This is a genomic window from Marinoscillum furvescens DSM 4134 (assembly GCF_003386095.1).
Lineage (GTDB): Bacteria > Bacteroidota > Bacteroidia > Cytophagales > Cyclobacteriaceae > Marinoscillum > Marinoscillum furvescens.
This window is the reverse complement of the sequence record NZ_QREG01000004.1, coordinates 51,504-71,119: the sequence shown is the minus strand read 5'-3', so window position 1 is coordinate 71,119 and position 19,616 is coordinate 51,504. Positions and strand designations below refer to the sequence as shown.

Here is a 19,616-nt window from a genome sequence, read left to right as displayed (position 1 = left end):
ATCAATAAATCTCAGTATCTAAAGTAAACATTAGTTCTCCAAAATAATGTATTCGCAAGCCATTACGCTTCCCTTGATCACCACTAGATTCTATTGAAGCCAAAGTAGAGCATCGATCAAATCCCACAGTAAACATGTTGCGTGCATTTTTCGAGACTGTAGTGGCTTCAACTTCAGAATCCGCATCAAAATTACCATTAGCATCCATTTTCACTTTGACGGTTGTTTTCTGATCTCTACTCCCTTTTGTATAATCTACAACAAACCTAAGTTCATGTTGACTTTGTTTCCAATTACTCCAAATAAACGACGCCCCTGAACTTACCCACTTTTTATCTCGAACATTTTTTCTACTTACCAACTTCTTATTCCAAATTGTATTTATTTGGGGAGAAGTATTAATTACCTCTCCTTGAGAGTTGCGAGAAAACTCACCTCCAACTACATGAAGGTATAAATAATTACCATTAGGCCAACCACGTAAATTATCTTTCAACCTAAATTCAGGGAGCTTAAGTTGAAGTGTTGCATCACCAATTGTCCTGCAATCAATATCTCTTCCATTACCTGGAGGGCAAGAATACCTGCATAATTCTGGACAAGGCCTCCCTGGAGTTGGTGTACAAGTTTGACAAGTAGGGTATGGAACACACACTGGATCCCAAGGAATAATAACAATTGTAGGGTTCTGAGAAGCATATTCATCATCCACGGCTATAACACTATTATTCAAACGACCATTTTTTGAAGTGAGTATACCAGGTGTAACCCCCTCTTCTCCCCCATTATACCATGAAACAGTGATAGGCTCATCCACATGAGCAAAATCTTCTGCTAGATATGGAGCGGAAATAACATAGCCTTCTTTAAGAAGATTTTCTAATTCTTGAGTAGACGTACGACATCCAGAACATTCCCGCTGTAGCTTTTCTCTCAATAAAGAACCAATAACTGAAGAAGTTTTACCATTCTCCTCACCGAACATTGTTGCAAATGGCTGAAATACTTCAAAGTCTGACTTCTCAGTAGCATAAGAAATCAATTCTCGTTTGACTTCAGGGTTATTAACAAATGTGCCAATAAGTTTTGCTACTTCCTTTAATTCATCATCCGCAATCAATGCATTTACGGTAATTTCAGATTTAGACTCATCTTCCCAAAAAACCTCAGGCTCAACATTAGATTCACAACTGAATAAGCACAATATAACGATAACCGAGCTAATAACTTTAATCATTCTTTCCATAAAGCGGTGTAATTATTTTTTTACAACCAAAATCGTAAATGAAAACTTTAAAATCAAAATCATGTGGTGTTTTTTTTTATAAAACGCATTTCGTTATTATTTAATATTTAAGTAGTTATAAAACTATAACTAAATCCCTCCATATGACATTCAATATAACTCAATTATATTTCCAACCACCGTGTTTAGTTATCAACCATTATAATTTTACCTCGTTTCTGAGACTACACCACCTCTCATTCAAGCAACTGACACGTATGATTCGGAAGAATTAAGTCAATCCACACATTTGCCTACTTTCCCCAGATATCGTATTTTTCCCATATACTTTTTTAACCTATGGTCCAACCAAACACCAACCGAAAGCTTTACACACAAAATGGCATTTCCATCGCCACTTTTCTGGGTGGACCGGCGGCTGCTGGCCACCTCATCCGCCTCAACTACCGCCGCCTGGGCAAAGAGCGCGAAGGGTTAATCGCACTCATTCTGGGCATCATAGCCACAGCAGCCATTTTTGCAGGCCTCTTCTCCCTACCGGAAAGCACGGTAGACAATATCCCGCAACAACTCATCCCCGCGATCTATACCGCCATCATCTACGGCATAGTACAATGGCTTCAGGGAAAAGAACTCAAAGCTGCTTCGGAGCAAAACGCCCCGTTTGAATCCAACTGGAAAGCGGCCGGCATAGGCGGACTCTGGATGCTGATACTCGGAGGAGTGCTAGTGACGTACATTTTTGCGGAACAAGGGCAAGCAGACCAGGACATCAACCAAAAATTAGCTCTGATCGACAAAAACGAACAGCAAGCCTTGCGCTTCTACTCCATTGATCATGCCAATACGCCTCCAGAAGTACAGCTCGAACTGATCACCAACGGAGGAATCAACCACTGGGAGGAAAACCTAAGCATCCTCCAGGACCTCACAACCGAGTATGAATTGGAGCCCGAATTTGCCAGCTACATTACCAATCTCACCACTTACAACCAACTGCGACTGGACACCTATCGGCTAATCCAAAAATCCATACTCGAAGGCACCGATCAGTACAATGACCAGATTCAAGAAAAAAATGTATTGATCGCAGACATCATGACTCAGATGGGAGCATTGTAGCCATCAAACTGCCGCTCAACAGGTGAGACCTGGCATCACTCATTTTTTGCTTGTAAAAGCTGCCATCATCAGGTTACTTTCTACAAAAACTGAAGGTTCACCATGATTAGATTGTTTGTTTTCACCTGCTTAGTTGCCCTCTCCCTATCCGGCAAAGCTCAATCCGAAGATGAGGCCATCCTGAAGCCTATTCGAAACCTTTTCGAGGCAATGACGCTGTGTGACAGCACCCTGGCCGCCAGTTGCTTCACGGCGGATGCCATGTTGCATGGAGTAAAAACTAACGAAAACGGCCAGGCCTCACTCAAGTCATTTCCAGCCAGCAAATTCATCAGCATCATCGGTAAGCCCAAAGCTGAAAAATGGCATGAGCCCATCTGGGACATACAAATCCAACAAGACGACCAGCTGGCTTCCGTGTGGGTAGAGTATGCTTTCTATCTGGGAAATACATTTAGCCACTGTGGTGTAGACAGCTTCCAGCTCATACAGACAGCAAATGGATGGAAGATTTTTGCTCTTGCTGACACACGCCGCACCGAAGACTGTGAGGTACCCCAGGCCATTCGCAAGCGATATGAAGCCAATTAACTTTGAAGCTCCTGCGCTTTGAGTAATTCATAGCGCTCCAGGTCCAGTGGATAGTCCCAGCAGCCCATTCGGTGAAACAGCTGACCGCCAAAGCCTTTTTTATACAAGTGCACACCATGTAATGGGTGAGATGGATCCAGATTTGGCGCACAACCGAAGAGGTCATACTCCACACATCCATGGGCTTTTGCCAGCCTGATGGCTTCCCACTGCAACGCATAGCTAGGCATGAGCTCACGCCTAGCCCCGGAAGAAGCACCAAAGAGATACACACCTCGCTGACCAGAAAGCACCAGCAGCATACTGGCGAGGTACTGACCTGCATATTCGGCCATAAGCAGCTTCACTTCTACTCCGGGTTGATTGCGTTCAGCCAGCACCTGCTCAAAGTAAGCTTTGGGGTGCAGTACCATCCCTTGCCGCAGAGCAGTCTCCTGATAGAGCGCATACCACGTGTCCAGCATTTCTATACCATGAGCTTTCACTTCTATCCCACGCCACAGCGATCTTCGCACATTGTAGCGCGTATTGGGTCGCATATTGGCCAGCAGCTGCTCTTCAGTCTGCTTCAGATCCAGAAAAAACGTGTTTTTAGGCAGCAAGTCCCCCGGGCTCTTCCTAAGGTTCCAGTTTTGGGTGTTGAAATTGAGGCGAAACTCCTGCGTATGTCCCGGAGGCGGACCTAGCCAGTTGCCAGCCTCATCATAGTGCTCCTCCTCACTGGCCCATTGGTTTTCCCAAAGCAAATCATAGCGGATGTGTGCGCAGTTTGGTGGCAAATGCGGACGTATCACTTCCGATAGTTCTTCCAAAAACACCCCATGATTTTCAAAGACCGGCTCCAGCTTAGGACCGTAAGGCACATATGCGAAGCACTGGGTATCGCTAACGTACTGAATCAGCACCAGCAAGTCTTCCTCCACGCTTCCAGCCACCCCACCATCAGGGCTCAGCACCTCGCTGGAGGCTTTTACCTGAAAACCACCGGGCGTAAGTCCCTGTCGGTATTTCACCCTTGCCCAGTAAGAGGTCTGTGGCAGGATGTTCGTAGACCGCATTTCTTCAATTGGTTTTTGCTCCGCTTGTAAGATCATTGGCTCCGATTATTTTTAGCAAGCCGCAAAGCTAGAAAAGGCCTGTAGCCCACAAAAGCGTAGTAAGCTTATCTTCAAATTTGTAAGTAAGATGACTAAATTCATATCATGGATTACCAAACGATCATCGCAGAGCTACATGCCCTGGCCAACCCGGAGAAGGCTGCCTTCAAGCAGAAAAAGTTTGGCATTGTGGCTACCAATGCCTTCGGCATCTACATGAGTGATCTCAACGCCCTGGCACGCAAAGTCCCCAAAGATGCGGACCTGGCGCTTCAGCTCATAGCATCAGATATCTACGAGGCGCGGTTGCTTGGCGCAAAGGTGTATCCGCCCAAAGACCTCACCCCTGAGCTGATGGATAGCTGGATCACCACATTTGACAACTGGGAGATTTGCGACACATTCTGCATGGGACTTTTTGCAAAAAGCAAGCATGCATTACCCAAAATCAGCGAGTGGGCTCACCGGAAACCGCTCTATGAAAAACGGGCAGCATTTGCCACGCTGGCGGCCTATTGCATGGCCGATAAAAAAGCCGAAAACGAGACTTTTGAAGACTTTTACCCACTCATCAAAGCACATGCCAGGGATGATCGCGATCACATCAGAAAAGCGATCAGCTGGGCACTTCGCAGCATCGGAAAGCGTAACAAAGACCTGAAAATTTCGGCTATTGCCTGTGCTGAAGACATACTGATGCAAGGCACCCGATCTGGTATTTGGATCGCTAAAGATGTGCTCAAAGAGCTGCAAAAAACCGGACTCAGATCCTCCGACTATCCCCGCTCAATTTATCGACCTGGCTAGCGGAATAATGTGACAGAAGCATACATTCGAATTAATCACTATATTTACGCAATCGATTGTGTTAATAGATAAATTCACATGACCTTCATTCTTCGATCAACAATTCTCAACGTTTTAATACTTATAGGTGCGTTAGACGGATATTCCGAAAACGGCTATGATCTCTGGCTCAGATATGCTCCTATTACCGATTCTTCTTTAAAAGATCATTATCTCGACTACTTCACCAGCTTCCACTGTATAGCAGATGACCCCACTGCCGTTGTAATTCGCAAAGAGCTAGCGCTGGCAGCCAGTAGTATGCTGGGAATCATCCCAAATGAAACCAGTCGCTCTAAGGCGTCACTAGTCATAGCTACCGTAGAAAACCTCGATATCCCCGCCAACATCACGAACCAACTGGGAACTGAAGGATATTACATTTCGGCAAACCGGGGCCAGGTCACCGTAACAGCCAACACATCCATCGGTTTACTATATGGTACCTACCACCTCCTACGCCTCACACAAATGGGTGAACCTCTCGGCAGCTTGTCCATCATAGAAGCACCCAAAACCAAAATTAGAATTCTCAACCATTGGGACAACCTGGACCGCTCCTCCGAGCGAGGCTATGCCGGATTTAGCATATGGGACTGGCACCGCCTTCCAGGATATATCGATCAGCGCTACATCGACTATGCCCGAGCGAATGCTTCTATTGGCATCAATGCCACTGTGCTCACAAACGTAAATGCCAATGCCCAGGTACTCACGCCGATGTACCTCGAAAAAGTAAAAGCACTAGCCGATGTATTCCGCCCGTATGGCATTCGGGTGTACCTCACCGCCCGGTTTAGTGCTCCTATAGAGATCGGTGGGCTAAAAACTGCTGACCCACTAGCCCCTGAAGTACAAACTTGGTGGCAAAAGAAAGCTGAAGAAATCTACAGCATGATTCCAGATTTTGGAGGCTTTCTCGTAAAGGCGAACTCTGAAGGCCAACCTGGGCCACAAAACTATGGGCGTAACCACGCGGATGGCGCCAATATGCTTGCAGATGCACTCCGGCCTTTCGGCGGCACCGTAATGTGGCGAGCATTTGTGTACAGCGATGAAGAACCTGACGACCGAGCCAAACAAGCCTACAACGAGTTCAAACCACTCGATGGACAGTTTCATGAAAACGTGATGATACAGGTAAAAAATGGCCCCATTGACTTTCAACCGCGGGAACCATTTCACCCGCTTTTTGGCGCCATGCCAAACACACCGCTAATGATGGAATTTCAAATCACTCAGGAATACCTCGGGCAAGCCACACAGCTGGTGTATCTCGCTCCAATGTATGAAGAGTGCCTGCAATCTGACACCTACGCCAAAGGTGAAAGCTCCACCGTAGCTTCGGTAATAGATGGCACCCTGCACGACTACCAACTTACCGGTATGGCGGGAGTTGCCAATATTGGTACTGACATCAACTGGACCGGCCATCCCATGGCACAGTCCAACTGGTACGCCTTTGGACGGCTGGCATGGAACCCTCAGCTAGACGCCCAACAAATCGCTGATGAATGGATACGTGCTACCTTCGGAAATGAACGCAAGGTAGTAGAGACCATTAGCGAGCTGATGCTCAACTCCTGGGAAACTGCTGTCAGCTACATGACTCCTCTGGGACTCCACCACCTGATGGGCACTAGTCATCATTATGGGCCTGCTCCATGGGTAGACAACTTATCGCGGGCCGACTGGACTCCATACTACTACCACAAATCCAATCAGGGCGGTATAGGATTTGACCGCACATCCACTGGCAGCAATGCCACATCGCAGTACTTTCCACCAGTAGCAAGTACCTTCAACGATCCTGACTCCTGTCCAGAAAAGTTTTTGCTGTGGTTTCATCACCTTCCCTGGACGTGTAAAATGAAGTCTGGCAAAACCTTATGGGAAGCGCTTGCCTACCACTACCAAAACGGCGTAGCGGAAGTTCGGCGTATGCAAGCGCAATGGAAGCAACTGAAACCATACATAGATCATGAGCGACATCAAAGTGTGTCTATGCTTCTGGACATCCAGGAGCAAGAAGCCATCTGGTGGAAAGACGCCTGCATGAGCTATTTCCAGAGCAAATCGGGACTTCCCTACCCGGAAGCAATGGAGGCTCCACAGCACGACCTGGAGTATTACCAATCCCTGAAATTTCCCTTTGCACCGGGCATCCGCCCAAAGTGGTAAACGAGCAATTATGATAATTTTCAAAATGACTCAGACCATGCGCTGGTATGGCCCGAATGACCCGGTCAGTCTGGAACACATCCGTCAGGCTGGTTGCGTAGGCGTAGTAACAGCTCTTCATCACATACCCGTAGGAGACGTTTGGACTCCTGAAGAAATTGAGCTGCGCAAAGCACTAGTGGAAGGTGCGGGCATGACCTGGAAGGTAGTAGAAAGCCTGCCAGTGCATGAAGACATCAAGAAGCAAACGGGAAATTTTACTACCTACATTACCAACTACCAGGAGTCACTTCGAAACCTGGCAGCTGCAGGCCTGGAGGTGATCACTTACAATTTCATGCCAGTGCTCGACTGGGTCCGCACAGCCCCCTACCACCGGAGAGCTGATGGATCCACTACCCTGCGGTTTGAGCGTGATGCTTTTGCGGCTGCTGACATTTTCTTACTCAAGCGACCAAACGCTGAAAAAGACTATAGTGAACAGGAAATTTCCGCCGCGGAAAACTACCTCAACAACCTCACAATAGACGAGCAAGACTCTCTACTCTCAAACATCCTGCTGGGCTTACCTGGCAGTGAGGATGCATTCACTCCTGAGCAGGTCTTAGCGGCACTCAAAACCTATGACAACATCGACCGGAACCAGCTGAAACAGCACCTGTTCGCATTTCTGGAAGCTGTAGTACCTGTAGCTGAAGCATGCAACCTGAAGCTGGCCATCCACCCGGATGACCCGCCATTTCCTGTCCTCGGTCTTCCGCGGATTGTGAGCACGGCAGAGGATGCCGCAGACATCATCAACTGTGTCCCATCTCCGGCCAACGGCTTATGCTTTTGCACAGGATCGTTTGGAGCTCGTCCTGACAATGACCTCATCGGTATGATGAAGCAATTCGAAGAGCACATCCACTTTTTACACCTAAGGAATACCAAAAGTGATGCATACGGCAATTTTGAAGAAGCTCCTCACCTGGAAGGTGATGCAGACATGGCAGGCATTGTAATGCAAGCCCTGCGGATCATGCAAAAGCAGCAGCGCTCCATTCCAATGCGCCCGGATCATGGTCATCAAATGCTCGATGATTTACAGAAAAAAACCTACCCGGGATACTCCGCCATAGGCCGACTCAAAAGCCTCGCTGAGCTGAGAGGATTGGAAATGGGGATATTGGAAATGATGCAGTAAAAGAAAAAACGCGGACAAATGCCCGCGTTCTTTCCTGCGCAATTAGCTAAAAATTCTACTACTCAGCTAAAAAGATTTGAATGCCGTAAAATTCTGGATCTGAAGGCGGCTCATCGTTCCAATCTTCGGAAGAATGCGAGCCGTCCGTTCGGTAATACACCCGATACTCTCCGGGCTCCAGTGTAATTTTTTCTCTTATCTCTCTATTTTTTCGTGCACCACCCGCATGCTCTGTACTGCGGTAGTCCATCTCCCAGACGATACGGCCAGTATCCATATTTCGGACCCATCCATAGTCATACATCTTATCATCATCACCTTCTCCTATGGCGTGGATCACCACCTCAGTGGTCCTTTTGATATCAAAGGCGTCTTTTAAGTAATCATCGTCACGCACATCAGAGATAGCCGCTATCACCTTTTGTGAACGGTAAGCATCAGGATCAAAAGTGCTCACCGCCTTGCGTCCACGCTCATCCGCAGCCCATAGGGTGATTCCCCAGCGATCTGGATCATAAGGACGAGTAGCATTCCAGGAATTAAACGCGTGTGAACCGTCTGTTTTGTAGTACAGCAGGTAATCCCCCGCTGGCAATGTCAAGTCTTCTTCTACCATTCGGTTTTTGCTGGCCCCACCGGCATGCGATGTGCGGTATTCCTTCATTTTCCAAACCAGCTGACGGGTGTTTGCATCGAGTATCCAGCCATAATCCGCCATATTATCACTGTGCCCACGCTCACCAATGCACAGCAGATTGAGCTTCACCTCCTCACTGAGGCGTATGCCCAGCGAACGAGTTTCGTAGTTTCTCACACCTACAATCTCCGCCACCGGCCGAGCCAATGCAGGTGGGTTGAAGTTTTCAGCGAATGCTTCACGGTCTTTTACTGACTCTGGAAAGAGTGCCACACCCCAAAACTGGGGATCATCTGGAGGAAGTGCATTCCACTCCTCGTGGGAGTGCGAACCATCCGTATGATAGGCCAGCATGTAACTACCTTTGGGCAAGGTGATCTCCTCATCCACCTTCAGGTTTTTATCAGCACCGCCAGCGTGTGAGGTATTGCGATAGCTCATCTCAAATACGCGTTTCCTGCCTACCACGTCATAGATATAGGCATAGTCATACATTTCGTCCCGATCTCCCTCTCCCAAAGCATACACCTGTAGGGTAGCCTCACGGTTCAGCGTAAAGCCCTGTTTAAAAGTCTCTCCATCACGAGCTTTGACAAAGTAAATAGCTGCCTGATCGGTTTTGGCGGCAAGAAAATCTTCCATACTGGCTTTTTTCAAGCCTGGAGCGGACACAGTCACATACAAGTCTTCACGCATGCTGCTTCTGTACTTCTCTCTATAGCGCGTGTCAAAAATTTCATCGATGAGGTCGTTAAAATCGCTAATGGTCCAGCTATCTCCCCAACCCCGATGATCGTAGCCTCCCGTGAAGTACAGCTCGTAGCTTCCTGCAGGCAATGTGATTTCATCAGAAAAATCATACAAGCCCTTTTCTCGTGCCAGATCATGTTCCTTGAGGTGATCGTATACATGCCAAACTACTTCTCTGGAACTGGCATCTAGAATCCACCCATAAAACATTAGGAGCTTATAGTCATCGCGAAATACGCCACCGGTACCATCGATGGAAACTCTGGCTTCTGACGGCAGGGTGAATGCCACCGTCTCCAAATCATTCGGGTAAATATCCCCTACAGTCACTTGCTGAGCATGAGCAAAAAATGCTGCAAACAATGTGGACAGGGTAAGTAGTAGGTTTTTCATAAGGTGATAAGCTATAAACGAGATGATGATCTCTCAATGCCAATTTTATGCCGCAGTGTAAAAAGGGCTTAAAATCAACATCCAGAGCTATTTGACTACAAGCCACTGTTCGAAATCGAACAAAAATGTTCTGTTATGAGACAGTCAGAGCAATTTGAGCGCCTGCCACACTACCGAAGGATATCGAAGTGCTTTAAAAATGGAAATCAGGGAACGGAATGGCTTTCCAGCCTTCCGAGCAAAGTGTGCTTCCAGCAAATTCAAATGTGCGCGCTGCGCAGGGTGATCGACCATTTCACGTGCAGCTTCTACAAATTTTTCAGGAGCACCCACAGGATGGTGCTCGCGGTGGATTCGGTAAAAGGCCACGACCATTTCTTCTGGATGAAAGGACACTCCTGCCGCCTTTAATTGCAAGAGCCACAGACGATCTTCACCATAGTCCACGCCTTCTGGAAAATAGTGACCAGCTAATGCGCTTCGCTTGAACAGCATGGCATGAATCGCCGGACAATACCTCAGAAAATAAAGCGGATCCTTTACATCCTGGTGATCCCTGGCGAGCTTAGCATTGAATTGCTGAAGTTTCTTTAGGCGCCTGCCGGGATCACCCACGAGTGTGGAGAGCCCTACAAACACATCTATCGAACGATCTTCCAGCATGAGCTCTAAGGCATTATTGAAATAATTTCGGGCCAATAGGTCATCATCATCCAGGAAAAGGACATAGTCTCCCGTAGCTTCCCGCAGCCCTCGGTTTCTGGCTGCAGACACGCCCAGGTTTTTTGGCTGGTGGAGCACCTTACAATAGGGATATTCCTTCGCCAACTTATCTATATCAGCAGCTATTTCCTCCACAGAGCCATCATCTATTATCAAGACCTCATGCGGTGCCAGCGTCTGATTGACTGCAGCCTCCACAGCCTCTTTCAGGTAAGTAATCCGATTGTACACCGGAATGATCACAGAGATTTTGGGCAGATTCATCGTCTAGTGTGTTACTTTGTAAGCGCCTTGCAAAAATGCGGTGTTTTGAACGAGTAGATGAAGCAACAGCCTGAAAAAACCATTTCCGAAGACGGAAAAGTCATTTTACCCCCAAAGTATTACCTGGACTACTTTCAGTATCTGCTGGATTTTATTCGGACCGGATCAGCTCACCTCCTCAGTCCAGACGATGAATCCTTCATAGCTACCTTTGAGTCTCTCTCGGAAGACGCCCGCTGTTTGTTTGTGCGCATGATGAACCGCAAAGGCGAATATTTCCGGATGGAAAAACTCAGCTATGAAGAAATCGAAAGCATCCCACAAGCTACCGAAGAGCTGGTAGAGGTCGAGTTTATTTCACTCGATCCTCCGGATGATTACCTGCTCTTCAGGTTGTTTACCAAAGCAGAGCTACACAGGTTGTATCCTGACCGGGAATACAATAAAATGAAAAAGGATGACATCCTCCTGGAGCTTGCCGAAGCGGAAAAGCACGCTGACTATGAACTACTTCGCTCCGAGCACACCACCATTCATTTTTTGGTCCAGGAGCAAATCGAATACCTCAAACTTCTCTTTTTTGGGCATGCACACGGCATGATGACTGAGTTTGTGATTCGGGACATAGGCAACGTAAAGCTCGAAAACCTGGACAATCACGATTTTACTCCGTGGTTTGATTCTCAGGAAGAAGCCCGTTCCGTATTTGAGCTCTACAAATGGGACTATACCATCCGCCACGCCATGAGTGTCATGCTCCCCGAAGAAATACTGGAGCTCGCCGGTGCAGTCAACTGGAGTGTATTTCTCCAGCACCCCAAATCAAGGAAAATTGGAGACCGGTTTATGCTCCGGCTGGGAGAGTATTTTGAAAAAGCAGGCCTCTCCGAAGATGCGCTAAATTTTTATAGTCTGGCCAGGAAGCACCCTGCCCGAGAGCGTAGAATCCGAATACTGGAAAAACTAGGCGAAGTGGAAGCTGCTCGCGAAATAGCCGAAGTAGCACTAGACAACCCCTACAATGCCTCCGAAGAGCTTTTCGCCAAAGATTACCTGGGCAAGAAAAGCAAACGCAACTACCGCACCACCACTGCCCGAATCAACGAAAGCCCCGAAATCACCATCACCAACCCTGTAGGCCATCGTGTGGAGGCGCATGCGCTGGCGTATTATGCGGAGCGTGGATTTGAAGGAGAACACACTGAAAACCACCTCTGGAAAGGGCTTTTTGGGCTGTTTTTTTGGGACATCCTCTATGACCAGCAGCACGCCACTTTTCATCACCCGCTCCAGCGCACACCTAGTGATTTGCACACAGAAGACTTTTATACCAATAGAAAAGAAGCCCTTCTAAAAAAAACCAAAGCATTTCGCACAAAAAAGAAAATCATCACTCACCTGGAGGAGGTATATACTGAAAAACAGGGCATCAACAACCGACTGGTCAGCTGGCATGACAGCCTGCTACCCACTATCAGGGCGTGCATCGGGCACCTACCCCTCAAAGGGCTCCTCAACGTGCTGCTAGAGATGTCTAAAAATGTAAAAGACAATAGAGCGGGATTTCCAGACTTATTTATCTGGAATGACAAAACTTATCATTTTTACGAAATCAAATCTCCAAACGACCACCTGTCCTCTCAGCAGCTTTTCTGGATCGACTTTCTCAACCAACAAAAAATCAAAGCTGACATCCTAAGGGTAAAATACCATTAAGCTTTTCAGTTGATATCCTTTTACCTTCAGGAATTATCCCTAACTTTTTATCCCAAAAGCAGGCCGTAGCCCCACGGTCAAATGACACAAAACCTTTATAGCAAGCATACACTATGCAAATACTCATGCTCGGCTGGGAATATGCCCCAAGAATCTCCGGTGGTCTCGGAGTAGCATGCCAGGAAATGGCAGAAACGCTAGCCTCTAATGGTCATCAGGTAGCCTTTCTACTCCCTACCAAATCCTCAGCTCAGGTGAGCAAAAACATCCAACTTATAGACGCCTCCTCACTCACGCCTGATATAGACTTCTGGAAGCAGGAAAAGGCTTATACCAAAAGCATTCAAGAGGTAGAGTTAGGCAGCCGCCTGCTACCATACATCGGCTATGAAACGTTTGAAATTGCCCGCACCAGACAGCAGGTAATCAAAAAACTGGAGCCCACTGAGGAATCTGAGCTTTTAGAACAACTACAACTTACTGGAGAATACCATGGAGACCTGCATGCTGAGTTGCTCAAATATGCCTTGCTAGCAGTGCAGGTAGCCAGGAAATCTCAACCGGACGTAATCCATGCGCATGACTGGGTCACTTTCCAGGCAGGTGTCTTGATCAAAGAGCTACTGGGCATTCCACTGTGCGTACACATTCATAGTACGGAGTATGATCGCAATGGCGTGCATGCACAGAAACAAATAGAAAGCGAAGAACAAACAGGAATGCAGGCTGCTGATCACGTGTTTTGTGTGAGCCGTATGGTACGCAACACACTTACCACCAGATATGGCATAGACGCAAGTAAAATATCCGTAATACCAAATGCCTCTAGCCTAATACTGGCGAGCGAACCTCCAAAAAGAGTACCCAAAACCATCGCCTTTGCAGGACGCCTGACACAGCAAAAAAGCCCTTCTACTTTCATAGACATTGCCAGAGACCTTACCTCACGAGGGCATGATTTCCAATACTTAATCATGGGTGATGGACACTTGCGCCAAAACCTGGAAGCACATGTTTCCAATTCGAACTTTAGCCAGAGAGTAACATTTACCGGATTTCTGGATCGCTCAAAGCTCCTGCAGCAGCTGGGAAAAGTAGACCTCCTCATCGTGCCTTCTACATCCGAGCCTTTTGGCCTCATCATACTGGAAGCGCTACTCAAAAACGTGCCGGTAGCAGCGGCCAGAGGAGTAGGCATTGCAGAGTTTATCCCATCACTCCCGCAGGTGGAGCGCTGGGACCACTACTCCTACGTACGTCTGGCTGAGCGACTCATGACCGACCCAGACTATAGAAAATCTACGCTTGCATACTGTCAAAAAGAGGCCTCCCGCCTGAGCTGGCAGACGTCTATACAGCAAATGGAGAAAGTATTTGAGCAGCTCAATACTTAATCCCTACGCGGTTGTAAATAAAGTGCATGAGCCAGGCAGGGCCTATGAGCAAAAACTGCAAATCTTTAAGAAATGAGGGCTTTTTGCCTTCTACCTTGTGTCCGTAAAACTGCCCAATCCAGGCGACTATAAAAATACCCAAGCTGGTACTCCATACAGGAATAGGCAGGTAGAGCTCCAGCTGCCGGATCAAAAACAAACAGACCACAGCAAAAACCAACAAACCAAATGCCAGCGGCACCGAAATGCGCAAGTAATACAGCATTACGACAAACAGCACCACCGTGGCCCAATTGATGTACGGTCCGGAGCCAAGCACAAACCGCAGATTATCGGAGGGTATGCTCCAGATAAGCCCAACGATACTTAAAAATATAGCTGGCACACAAATCCAGTGGATCAATTTATTGGTGGGGTTTTGGTGGCTTTCGCCATACTCCGAGAGCAATCGATCAATTTTCCTCATTAGTTTTGGGTTTGAATAAATAACAGCAACCCCACATGGTAAGTTTTTGGGAACGTAAGTCTTTTTTGACTTACGACATCATCATCGTTGGTGCAGGCATCACTGGGCTGTCGGCAGCCGCCTCACTCAAAGAAAAAGCCCCTAACCTGAGTGTATTGGTACTGGAGCGTGGCACACTACCCACGGGCGCTAGCACCAAAAATGCGGGTTTTGCTTGTTTTGGCAGCATTTCTGAGTTGGCGCAAGATCTCAAAGCGTTAGGAGAATCTGGCATGGTGAACCTGGTGTCCAGACGCTGGAAAGGCCTGCAAAAAACGTCCAACCGATTAGGACCTGACCGAATTGACCTTCAGCAAAAAGGAGGCTACGAGCTGCTCACAGCCAACAATGCACATTACCTGCATGACCTTTCCACGCTCAACGATCTCCTAAAACCAATCTTCCCTTCGCCAGTATTTGCAGACCACACATCACAACTCGACACATTTGGATTCAAAAACACGAAACATCTCATTTTCAACCCCTTCGAAGGGCAGCTAGATACAGGCAAGCTCATGAAAAGCCTGTGGCAATACTGCCAGCAACTGGGAGTACAGGTCCTAACCGGCACAGAAGTATCGGCCATCCAACCAGAAAAGCAGGGCGTTTCCATTACCACACCGACACTTACTTTCCACGCTCGTGCCGCAGGCATTTGCACCAATGCCTTCACCAATAAGCTACTGCAGCCTTCAGTGGATATCACTCCGGGCAGAGGCATGGTCATGCTGGTAAAACCTAAAAAAACACTGCCATTTGAGGGTACTTTTCATTATGATGAAGGGTACTTTTATTTTAGAGACTTCCATGGGAAGCTTATTTTCGGTGGTGGGCGTAACCTGGCTTTAGCCGAAGAGCAAACCGAAATATTCGGATTAAATCCACGAATTGAGCAGAAATTACTCGAAGATTTAAATGAAATCATACTTCCAAATAGCGCCTATGAAGTGGAGATGAAATGGTCGGGCATTATGGCATTTGGGCCTACAAAAAATCCATTAATAGAAGCTTTGGGTGACCACCGCTACCTGGCCGCAAGACTTGGCGGCATGGGCGTGGCACTGGGCAGCCTGGCCGGAGACGATTTGGCAGACCTCATACTACAAGGCAGTTTTTGAAAATTGTGTTATCTTTTCGTTTTTTTGGTAGAAAATTGACTGATGGCGAAGCGCGAACCCACCCTTTTTGAAGCTTTAATCCCCGTAATCTTCTTAATCATTTTACTCTCCATAAACGTAGGAATTTTCGGAGATGCTGCGCTTGATGGTTCCAACCAAATCGTACTAATACTTTCTGCCGCCGTAGCGGCAATTGTGGCTACCAGACTGGGCTTTAAGTGGAATGAAATACAAGATGGAATCGTCAAGAGCATCAGTTCGGCCATGACCTCTTTATTGATCCTCCTGCTGATCGGTTCGCTGGCAGGCACCTGGCTGCTGAGCGGCATTGTGCCAGCCATGATTTATTACGGTCTTCAGATACTTAACCCTACTATCTTCCTATTTGCAGCCTGTATTGTATGTGCTATCGTATCGGTAGCTACAGGTAGTTCATGGACCACCGCAGCTACTGTAGGAATCGCCCTGATAGGTATAGGTAAAGCGCTGGGTGTATCCGAAGGAATGATCGCCGGAGCCATCCTCTCCGGGGCCTATTTTGGAGATAAAATGTCTCCGCTATCCGACACCACCAACCTCGCCCCTGCCATGGCCGGGACCGATTTATTTACGCACATTCGCTACATGGCCATCACCACAGTGCCTTCTATTGTATTGGCTTTGATCGTCTTTTTGGTGATCGGATTTACCACAGATACTTCTGGACAGGCGGTAGAGACAGGCATCATACTAGACGCCATTGCGGGCAGCTTTAACATCAACGGCTGGCTGTTCATAGTGCCCATTGTGGTAGTCATCTTAATCGTAAAAAAAGTCCCTGCTATTCCAGCTTTACTAGCGGGCACCTTGCTCGGAGGGCTATTTGCATTGATTTTCCAACCTGAAGTAGTGGCCAACATAGGTGGTGGTGCCCACGCGGCAGGCATGTTTGTAGGAGTTATGAAATCACTGTATGGTGACATTGCTATCGTTACCAACAATGATATGGTGAACGAACTCTTATCCTCCGGCGGCATGGCCGGCATGCTCGGCACCATTTGGCTCATCCTGTCGGCCATGATATTTGGTGGTGTGATGGAGAGCTCTGGCATGCTCAAGCGTATCGCCAAAACGATCATCAGCTTTGTCAATTCTACGGGAGCACTCGTGGCTTCCACTGTTGGCACTTGTGTGTTTTTCAACATCACGGCTTCTGACCAGTACCTGGCCATCGTAGTACCGGGACGTATGTATACTGACATCTACAAGCGCAAAGGCCTGGCTCCCGAAAACCTCAGCCGTAGCCTGGAAGATTCAGGCACGGTTACCTCAGTTCTCATCCCCTGGAACACCTGCGGCGCCTACCACGCCAGCGTATTGGGTGTTTCTACCCTCACTTATGCACCCTATTGTTTTTTCAATATCATCAGTCCTTTTATGACCATGTTTTTCGCATTTATCGGTTATAAAATACGACGCATTAAACCCGAAGTATGAGTACTATGTTTCCAAGTGAAATAGCCAAAGAAGACATTAAGCATCTCCCCCTGATCAGATTTGGGGGTAAGATTCATCTGGTAGATTCTGAAAAATCCATGTTGGCAGCCATGCAGCTGCTGGAGCATGAGATGATCCTCGGGTTCGATACCGAGACCAAGCCCACGTTTAACAAAGGCGAGTACAACCAAACTGCCCTGATCCAACTCTCCACCCTTACAGACGCTTTTATCATCCGCATCAAAGATCTGGGCATCTCTAATCTGCTTAAAAACCTACTGGAAGATCCTGACATTGTAAAAGTAGGCATCAGCATCAGGGATGATCTGAAAGAGCTTAAGAAATGCAGAAACTTCCGACCAGCCGGATTTGTAGACCTCAACGACATAGCCGGAGAGCTCGGCATTCGCCAAATCGGAATGAAAAGCCTGTCAGGAATATTTCTAAAATCCAGAATAAGTAAAAGCCAGCAAACCTCCAACTGGGAGTCCAGGGAGCTTACCACTGGTCAGCTCTCCTACGCAGCCACGGACGCCTGGGTATGCATCAAAATCTACAAGATGTTGCTGGACAAAGGTTATATCTAATCCGCAGCAAAAGTCAGCCGTACGCCTTCTGTCAATTCCAGCTTTGCCTCCAGCAGTGGCACATCTTCATCTTTGAGAAGCCCTACAAACTGACAGGAGTCTGTATAGTTTTTTTCCAGGTAGTGGATATCAAATCCAGCCAACGCACGTTCCACTTCTGCAGTAGCTTCATAGGAAAAGGTCAAATCAAATGTTGTCTGAGAATATATCGTTCGTATTTTGGCCTGCTTTAGCGCCTCTTCTGCTGCTGTTTTATACGCTGCTATCAATCCCCCCACACCTAGTTTTGTACCACCAAAATAGCGCACCACTACTACGAGACAATTGGTCAGATTCATCGAACGAATCTGCCCCAATATGGGATCTCCTGCCGAGTGGTTCGGCTCACCATCGTCATTGGCACGATACGCCTGCTTTTTCAGACCAATAATGTAGGCATAGCAATGATGGCGGGCATCATAATATTGTTTGCGCAGCTCTTCCAATCGGTTTTTGACGTCTGCTTCGCTTTCTACCGGATAGGCATACGCCAAAAATTTGCTTCCCTTTTCTTTGAAAAGCCCCTCTGAAGGAGCTTCTATGGTAAAAAATTCATTCATTACAACATCTTTAGCAAACGCTCAGCCTTTTTCCGAAAGGTATCCGTTTCTGTTATCTCCAAAACCTGCTCGTAATGATATTCAGCCTCTGCAGTATCTCCCTGTTTGGCTGCTATACGTCCCAGTCCCAGATGGGCCAAACTTTTGTAATAAGTACCATGCCCTACGATCTGAGACCCTGACGCTAGAGCCTTTCGATAAAAATCAGCCGCACGCCCCACCTCCAAAGTTACCTGCTCTAGATAAAGTCCATAAAAGGAATTTCCTGCAAGCTGATAGTAAGGCCTGTCAGATTGCTTCAGCTCTTTGATGTACTCCATGGGCGCCTCCTCAAAATCTCCCTTGGGAGTAAGAGACTCCAGAAGCTTGGCTTTGATATAGAAGTTGTTCGGGTATTTTTTCGCCAGCTCCCAGAGGAAACGCTGCGCTTTCTCAGGTTTGTATTCATACCTGAGGTAGATGTATGCCAGATAAACATAGGCCTCTACCTGAGTGAGCAACGCGCGCTCGGTGGCAGCAGTGATCTGCGCAAGACCCAGCTCCACATCTCCGGCTCTAAAAAACCACAGCAACGGTTTGTAAACCGGATGCTTCTCTGGATATTTTTCACGAAAGTAATTGTAAACTCCCGTGGTGAGTAGAAAGTCTGGCACCTGGTCTGTAAGTTCAAAACCGCTCTTGATGAGGTCATAGGCTTTTCCGGCCTCCGACAGTGCCTTCATATATTGACCAGCATCGGCATAATACTCTGCGAGCAGTCCCCGTGCAGACATCTCAAAAAAGATAGCCTCGGGATGTTCCTGACGGCCACCATCCAAATGCGCCGAAAGCCGGATACATTCCCTAAGGTGCTGACTAAAGTCTCTAAAAACAGAATCTACTGAAACCACTGGTATGTGCGTCCACAGCACATTTAGCGCGCGCAACATAGGCACACAGGGGTGATTGGGTAGTTTATGCTCCAGTTTCACTATATAAAGCTCCGCTGAGTCGGGCTGGATGTTGTATATATAATCTATACCCGTACGAACAAGCGCTATGTTCTTTGGGCTGTCAAACAGCTGAGCCTGAGCATGAAGTACTACAGACAAAAATATGGCGGTAAGTCCTGACTTCAATTTGAATTTTAAATAGATATCGTTGTATTTATTAAAGGGCAATTTAGCAGAAGCTTTAGTCATTCAA

The 19,616-nt window shown here is 47.3% G+C and carries 17 protein-coding genes; 10 read left to right on the top strand and 7 right to left on the bottom strand.

What is annotated here, in order from left to right; genetic code table 11:
- Position 1: 1 nt before the first annotated feature.
- Positions 2-1,246 carry a hypothetical protein gene (locus tag C7460_RS05765; RefSeq protein ID WP_115867138.1) on the bottom strand — a complete coding sequence of 415 codons (1,245 nt, stop codon included), beginning with the start codon at positions 1,244-1,246 and terminating at the stop codon, positions 2-4.
- Positions 1,247-1,585: 339 nt separating this feature from the next.
- Here C7460_RS05765 and C7460_RS05760 point away from each other — a divergent pair, with 339 nt between their 5' ends.
- On the top strand, positions 1,586-2,368 hold the full coding sequence (locus C7460_RS05760) for a hypothetical protein (protein WP_115867137.1): 783 nt from the start codon (positions 1,586-1,588) through the stop codon (positions 2,366-2,368).
- 102 nt (positions 2,369-2,470) lie between these two features.
- On the top strand, positions 2,471-2,959 hold the full coding sequence (locus C7460_RS05755; protein ID WP_115867136.1) for a nuclear transport factor 2 family protein: 489 nt from the start codon (positions 2,471-2,473) through the stop codon (positions 2,957-2,959).
- Here the strand turns inward: C7460_RS05755 and C7460_RS05750 are convergent.
- Entirely contained in the window at positions 2,956-4,017 is a 1,062-nt protein-coding gene (locus tag C7460_RS05750; RefSeq protein ID WP_245986197.1) for a lipid II:glycine glycyltransferase FemX, read from the bottom strand. The genes C7460_RS05755 and C7460_RS05750 overlap by 4 nt on opposite strands.
- 144 nt (positions 4,018-4,161) lie before the next feature.
- Here C7460_RS05750 and C7460_RS05745 point away from each other — a divergent pair, with 144 nt between their 5' ends.
- The 3 genes from C7460_RS05745 to uxuA all read left to right on the top strand — a co-directional run bounded on the left by C7460_RS05745 (position 4,162) and on the right by uxuA (position 8,269).
- The gene (locus tag C7460_RS05745; RefSeq protein ID WP_115867134.1) at positions 4,162-4,863 is read left to right on the top strand and encodes a DNA alkylation repair protein; all 702 of its coding nucleotides are present in this window, start codon (positions 4,162-4,164) and stop codon (positions 4,861-4,863) included.
- Between the two features lie 78 nt (positions 4,864-4,941).
- Positions 4,942-7,083, top strand: coding sequence for an alpha-glucuronidase family glycosyl hydrolase (locus C7460_RS05740; RefSeq protein WP_115867133.1), 2,142 nt, complete (start codon positions 4,942-4,944; stop codon positions 7,081-7,083).
- Positions 7,084-7,093: 10 nt separating this feature from the next.
- Complete coding sequence (gene uxuA / locus C7460_RS05735) at positions 7,094-8,269, top strand: mannonate dehydratase (RefSeq protein WP_245986192.1); 1,176 nt, start codon at positions 7,094-7,096, stop codon at positions 8,267-8,269.
- Positions 8,270-8,327: 58 nt separating this feature from the next.
- Here uxuA and C7460_RS05730 read toward each other — a convergent pair whose 3' ends face one another.
- Both C7460_RS05730 and C7460_RS05725 read right to left on the bottom strand, forming a co-directional pair.
- The gene (locus tag C7460_RS05730) at positions 8,328-10,049 is read right to left on the bottom strand and encodes a hypothetical protein (RefSeq protein WP_115867132.1); all 1,722 of its coding nucleotides are present in this window, start codon (positions 10,047-10,049) and stop codon (positions 8,328-8,330) included.
- 144 nt (positions 10,050-10,193) lie between these two features.
- Positions 10,194-11,036, bottom strand: a complete 843-nt coding sequence (locus C7460_RS05725; protein ID WP_115867131.1) for a glycosyltransferase family 2 protein — start codon at positions 11,034-11,036, stop codon at positions 10,194-10,196.
- A gap of 57 nt (positions 11,037-11,093) precedes the next feature.
- Between C7460_RS05725 and C7460_RS05720 the strand changes: the two genes are divergently transcribed.
- Both C7460_RS05720 and C7460_RS05715 read left to right on the top strand, forming a co-directional pair.
- The gene (locus C7460_RS05720; protein WP_115867130.1) at positions 11,094-12,752 is read left to right on the top strand and encodes a VRR-NUC domain-containing protein; all 1,659 of its coding nucleotides are present in this window, start codon (positions 11,094-11,096) and stop codon (positions 12,750-12,752) included.
- Positions 12,753-12,865: 113 nt separating this feature from the next.
- A complete protein-coding gene (locus C7460_RS05715; RefSeq protein ID WP_115867129.1) occupies positions 12,866-14,146 on the top strand; it encodes a glycosyltransferase family 4 protein in 1,281 nt (426 codons plus the stop codon).
- On the opposite strand, the gene C7460_RS05710 is transcribed toward C7460_RS05715, so the two are convergent.
- Positions 14,136-14,612: an Mpo1 family 2-hydroxy fatty acid dioxygenase gene (locus C7460_RS05710; RefSeq protein WP_115867128.1), complete on the bottom strand. Its 477-nt coding sequence runs from the start codon at positions 14,610-14,612 to the stop codon at positions 14,136-14,138. The genes C7460_RS05715 and C7460_RS05710 overlap by 11 nt on opposite strands.
- 35 nt (positions 14,613-14,647) lie before the next feature.
- On the opposite strand from C7460_RS05710, the gene C7460_RS05705 reads away from it, so the two are divergent.
- The 3 genes from C7460_RS05705 to C7460_RS05695 are packed head-to-tail and all read left to right on the top strand — an operon-like array spanning position 14,648 to position 17,832.
- Complete coding sequence (locus tag C7460_RS05705) at positions 14,648-15,769, top strand: NAD(P)/FAD-dependent oxidoreductase (protein WP_115867127.1); 1,122 nt, start codon at positions 14,648-14,650, stop codon at positions 15,767-15,769.
- Between the two features lie 42 nt (positions 15,770-15,811).
- Positions 15,812-17,245 (top strand): Na+/H+ antiporter NhaC, encoded by a 1,434-nt coding sequence (gene nhaC / locus C7460_RS05700; protein ID WP_115867126.1) that lies wholly within the window; start codon positions 15,812-15,814, stop codon positions 17,243-17,245.
- The gene (locus tag C7460_RS05695) at positions 17,242-17,832 is read left to right on the top strand and encodes a 3'-5' exonuclease (RefSeq protein WP_245986191.1); all 591 of its coding nucleotides are present in this window, start codon (positions 17,242-17,244) and stop codon (positions 17,830-17,832) included. The genes nhaC and C7460_RS05695 overlap by 4 nt, the downstream gene beginning before the upstream one ends.
- Here C7460_RS05695 and C7460_RS05690 read toward each other — a convergent pair.
- Positions 17,829-18,431: an IMPACT family protein gene (locus C7460_RS05690; protein ID WP_115867125.1), complete on the bottom strand. Its 603-nt coding sequence runs from the start codon at positions 18,429-18,431 to the stop codon at positions 17,829-17,831. The two genes, C7460_RS05695 and C7460_RS05690, sit on opposite strands and share 4 nt — an antisense overlap.
- Positions 18,431-19,591, bottom strand: coding sequence for a tetratricopeptide repeat protein (locus tag C7460_RS05685; RefSeq protein ID WP_170147902.1), 1,161 nt, complete (start codon positions 19,589-19,591; stop codon positions 18,431-18,433). The genes C7460_RS05690 and C7460_RS05685 overlap by 1 nt, the downstream gene beginning before the upstream one ends.
- Positions 19,592-19,616: the final 25 nt, after the last annotated feature.

What these genes read in the sequence shown, in the direction of transcription:
- C7460_RS05765 (WP_115867138.1), bottom strand. Translation starts at nt 1,246, where the DNA reads ATGGAAAGAATGATTAAAGTTATTAGCTCGGTTATCGTTATATTGTGC.
- C7460_RS05760 (WP_115867137.1), top strand. Translation starts at nt 1,586, where the DNA reads ATGGTCCAACCAAACACCAACCGAAAGCTTTACACACAAAATGGCATT.
- C7460_RS05755 (WP_115867136.1), top strand. Translation starts at nt 2,471, where the DNA reads ATGATTAGATTGTTTGTTTTCACCTGCTTAGTTGCCCTCTCCCTATCC.
- C7460_RS05750 (WP_245986197.1), bottom strand. Translation starts at nt 4,017, where the DNA reads ATGCGGTCTACGAACATCCTGCCACAGACCTCTTACTGGGCAAGGGTG.
- C7460_RS05745 (WP_115867134.1), top strand. Translation starts at nt 4,162, where the DNA reads ATGGATTACCAAACGATCATCGCAGAGCTACATGCCCTGGCCAACCCG.
- C7460_RS05740 (WP_115867133.1), top strand. Translation starts at nt 4,942, where the DNA reads ATGACCTTCATTCTTCGATCAACAATTCTCAACGTTTTAATACTTATA.
- uxuA (WP_245986192.1), top strand. Translation starts at nt 7,094, where the DNA reads ATGATAATTTTCAAAATGACTCAGACCATGCGCTGGTATGGCCCGAAT.
- C7460_RS05730 (WP_115867132.1), bottom strand. Translation starts at nt 10,049, where the DNA reads ATGAAAAACCTACTACTTACCCTGTCCACATTGTTTGCAGCATTTTTT.
- C7460_RS05725 (WP_115867131.1), bottom strand. Translation starts at nt 11,036, where the DNA reads ATGAATCTGCCCAAAATCTCTGTGATCATTCCGGTGTACAATCGGATT.
- C7460_RS05720 (WP_115867130.1), top strand. Translation starts at nt 11,094, where the DNA reads ATGAAGCAACAGCCTGAAAAAACCATTTCCGAAGACGGAAAAGTCATT.
- C7460_RS05715 (WP_115867129.1), top strand. Translation starts at nt 12,866, where the DNA reads ATGCAAATACTCATGCTCGGCTGGGAATATGCCCCAAGAATCTCCGGT.
- C7460_RS05710 (WP_115867128.1), bottom strand. Translation starts at nt 14,612, where the DNA reads ATGAGGAAAATTGATCGATTGCTCTCGGAGTATGGCGAAAGCCACCAA.
- C7460_RS05705 (WP_115867127.1), top strand. Translation starts at nt 14,648, where the DNA reads ATGGTAAGTTTTTGGGAACGTAAGTCTTTTTTGACTTACGACATCATC.
- nhaC (WP_115867126.1), top strand. Translation starts at nt 15,812, where the DNA reads ATGGCGAAGCGCGAACCCACCCTTTTTGAAGCTTTAATCCCCGTAATC.
- C7460_RS05695 (WP_245986191.1), top strand. Translation starts at nt 17,242, where the DNA reads ATGAGTACTATGTTTCCAAGTGAAATAGCCAAAGAAGACATTAAGCAT.
- C7460_RS05690 (WP_115867125.1), bottom strand. Translation starts at nt 18,431, where the DNA reads ATGAATGAATTTTTTACCATAGAAGCTCCTTCAGAGGGGCTTTTCAAA.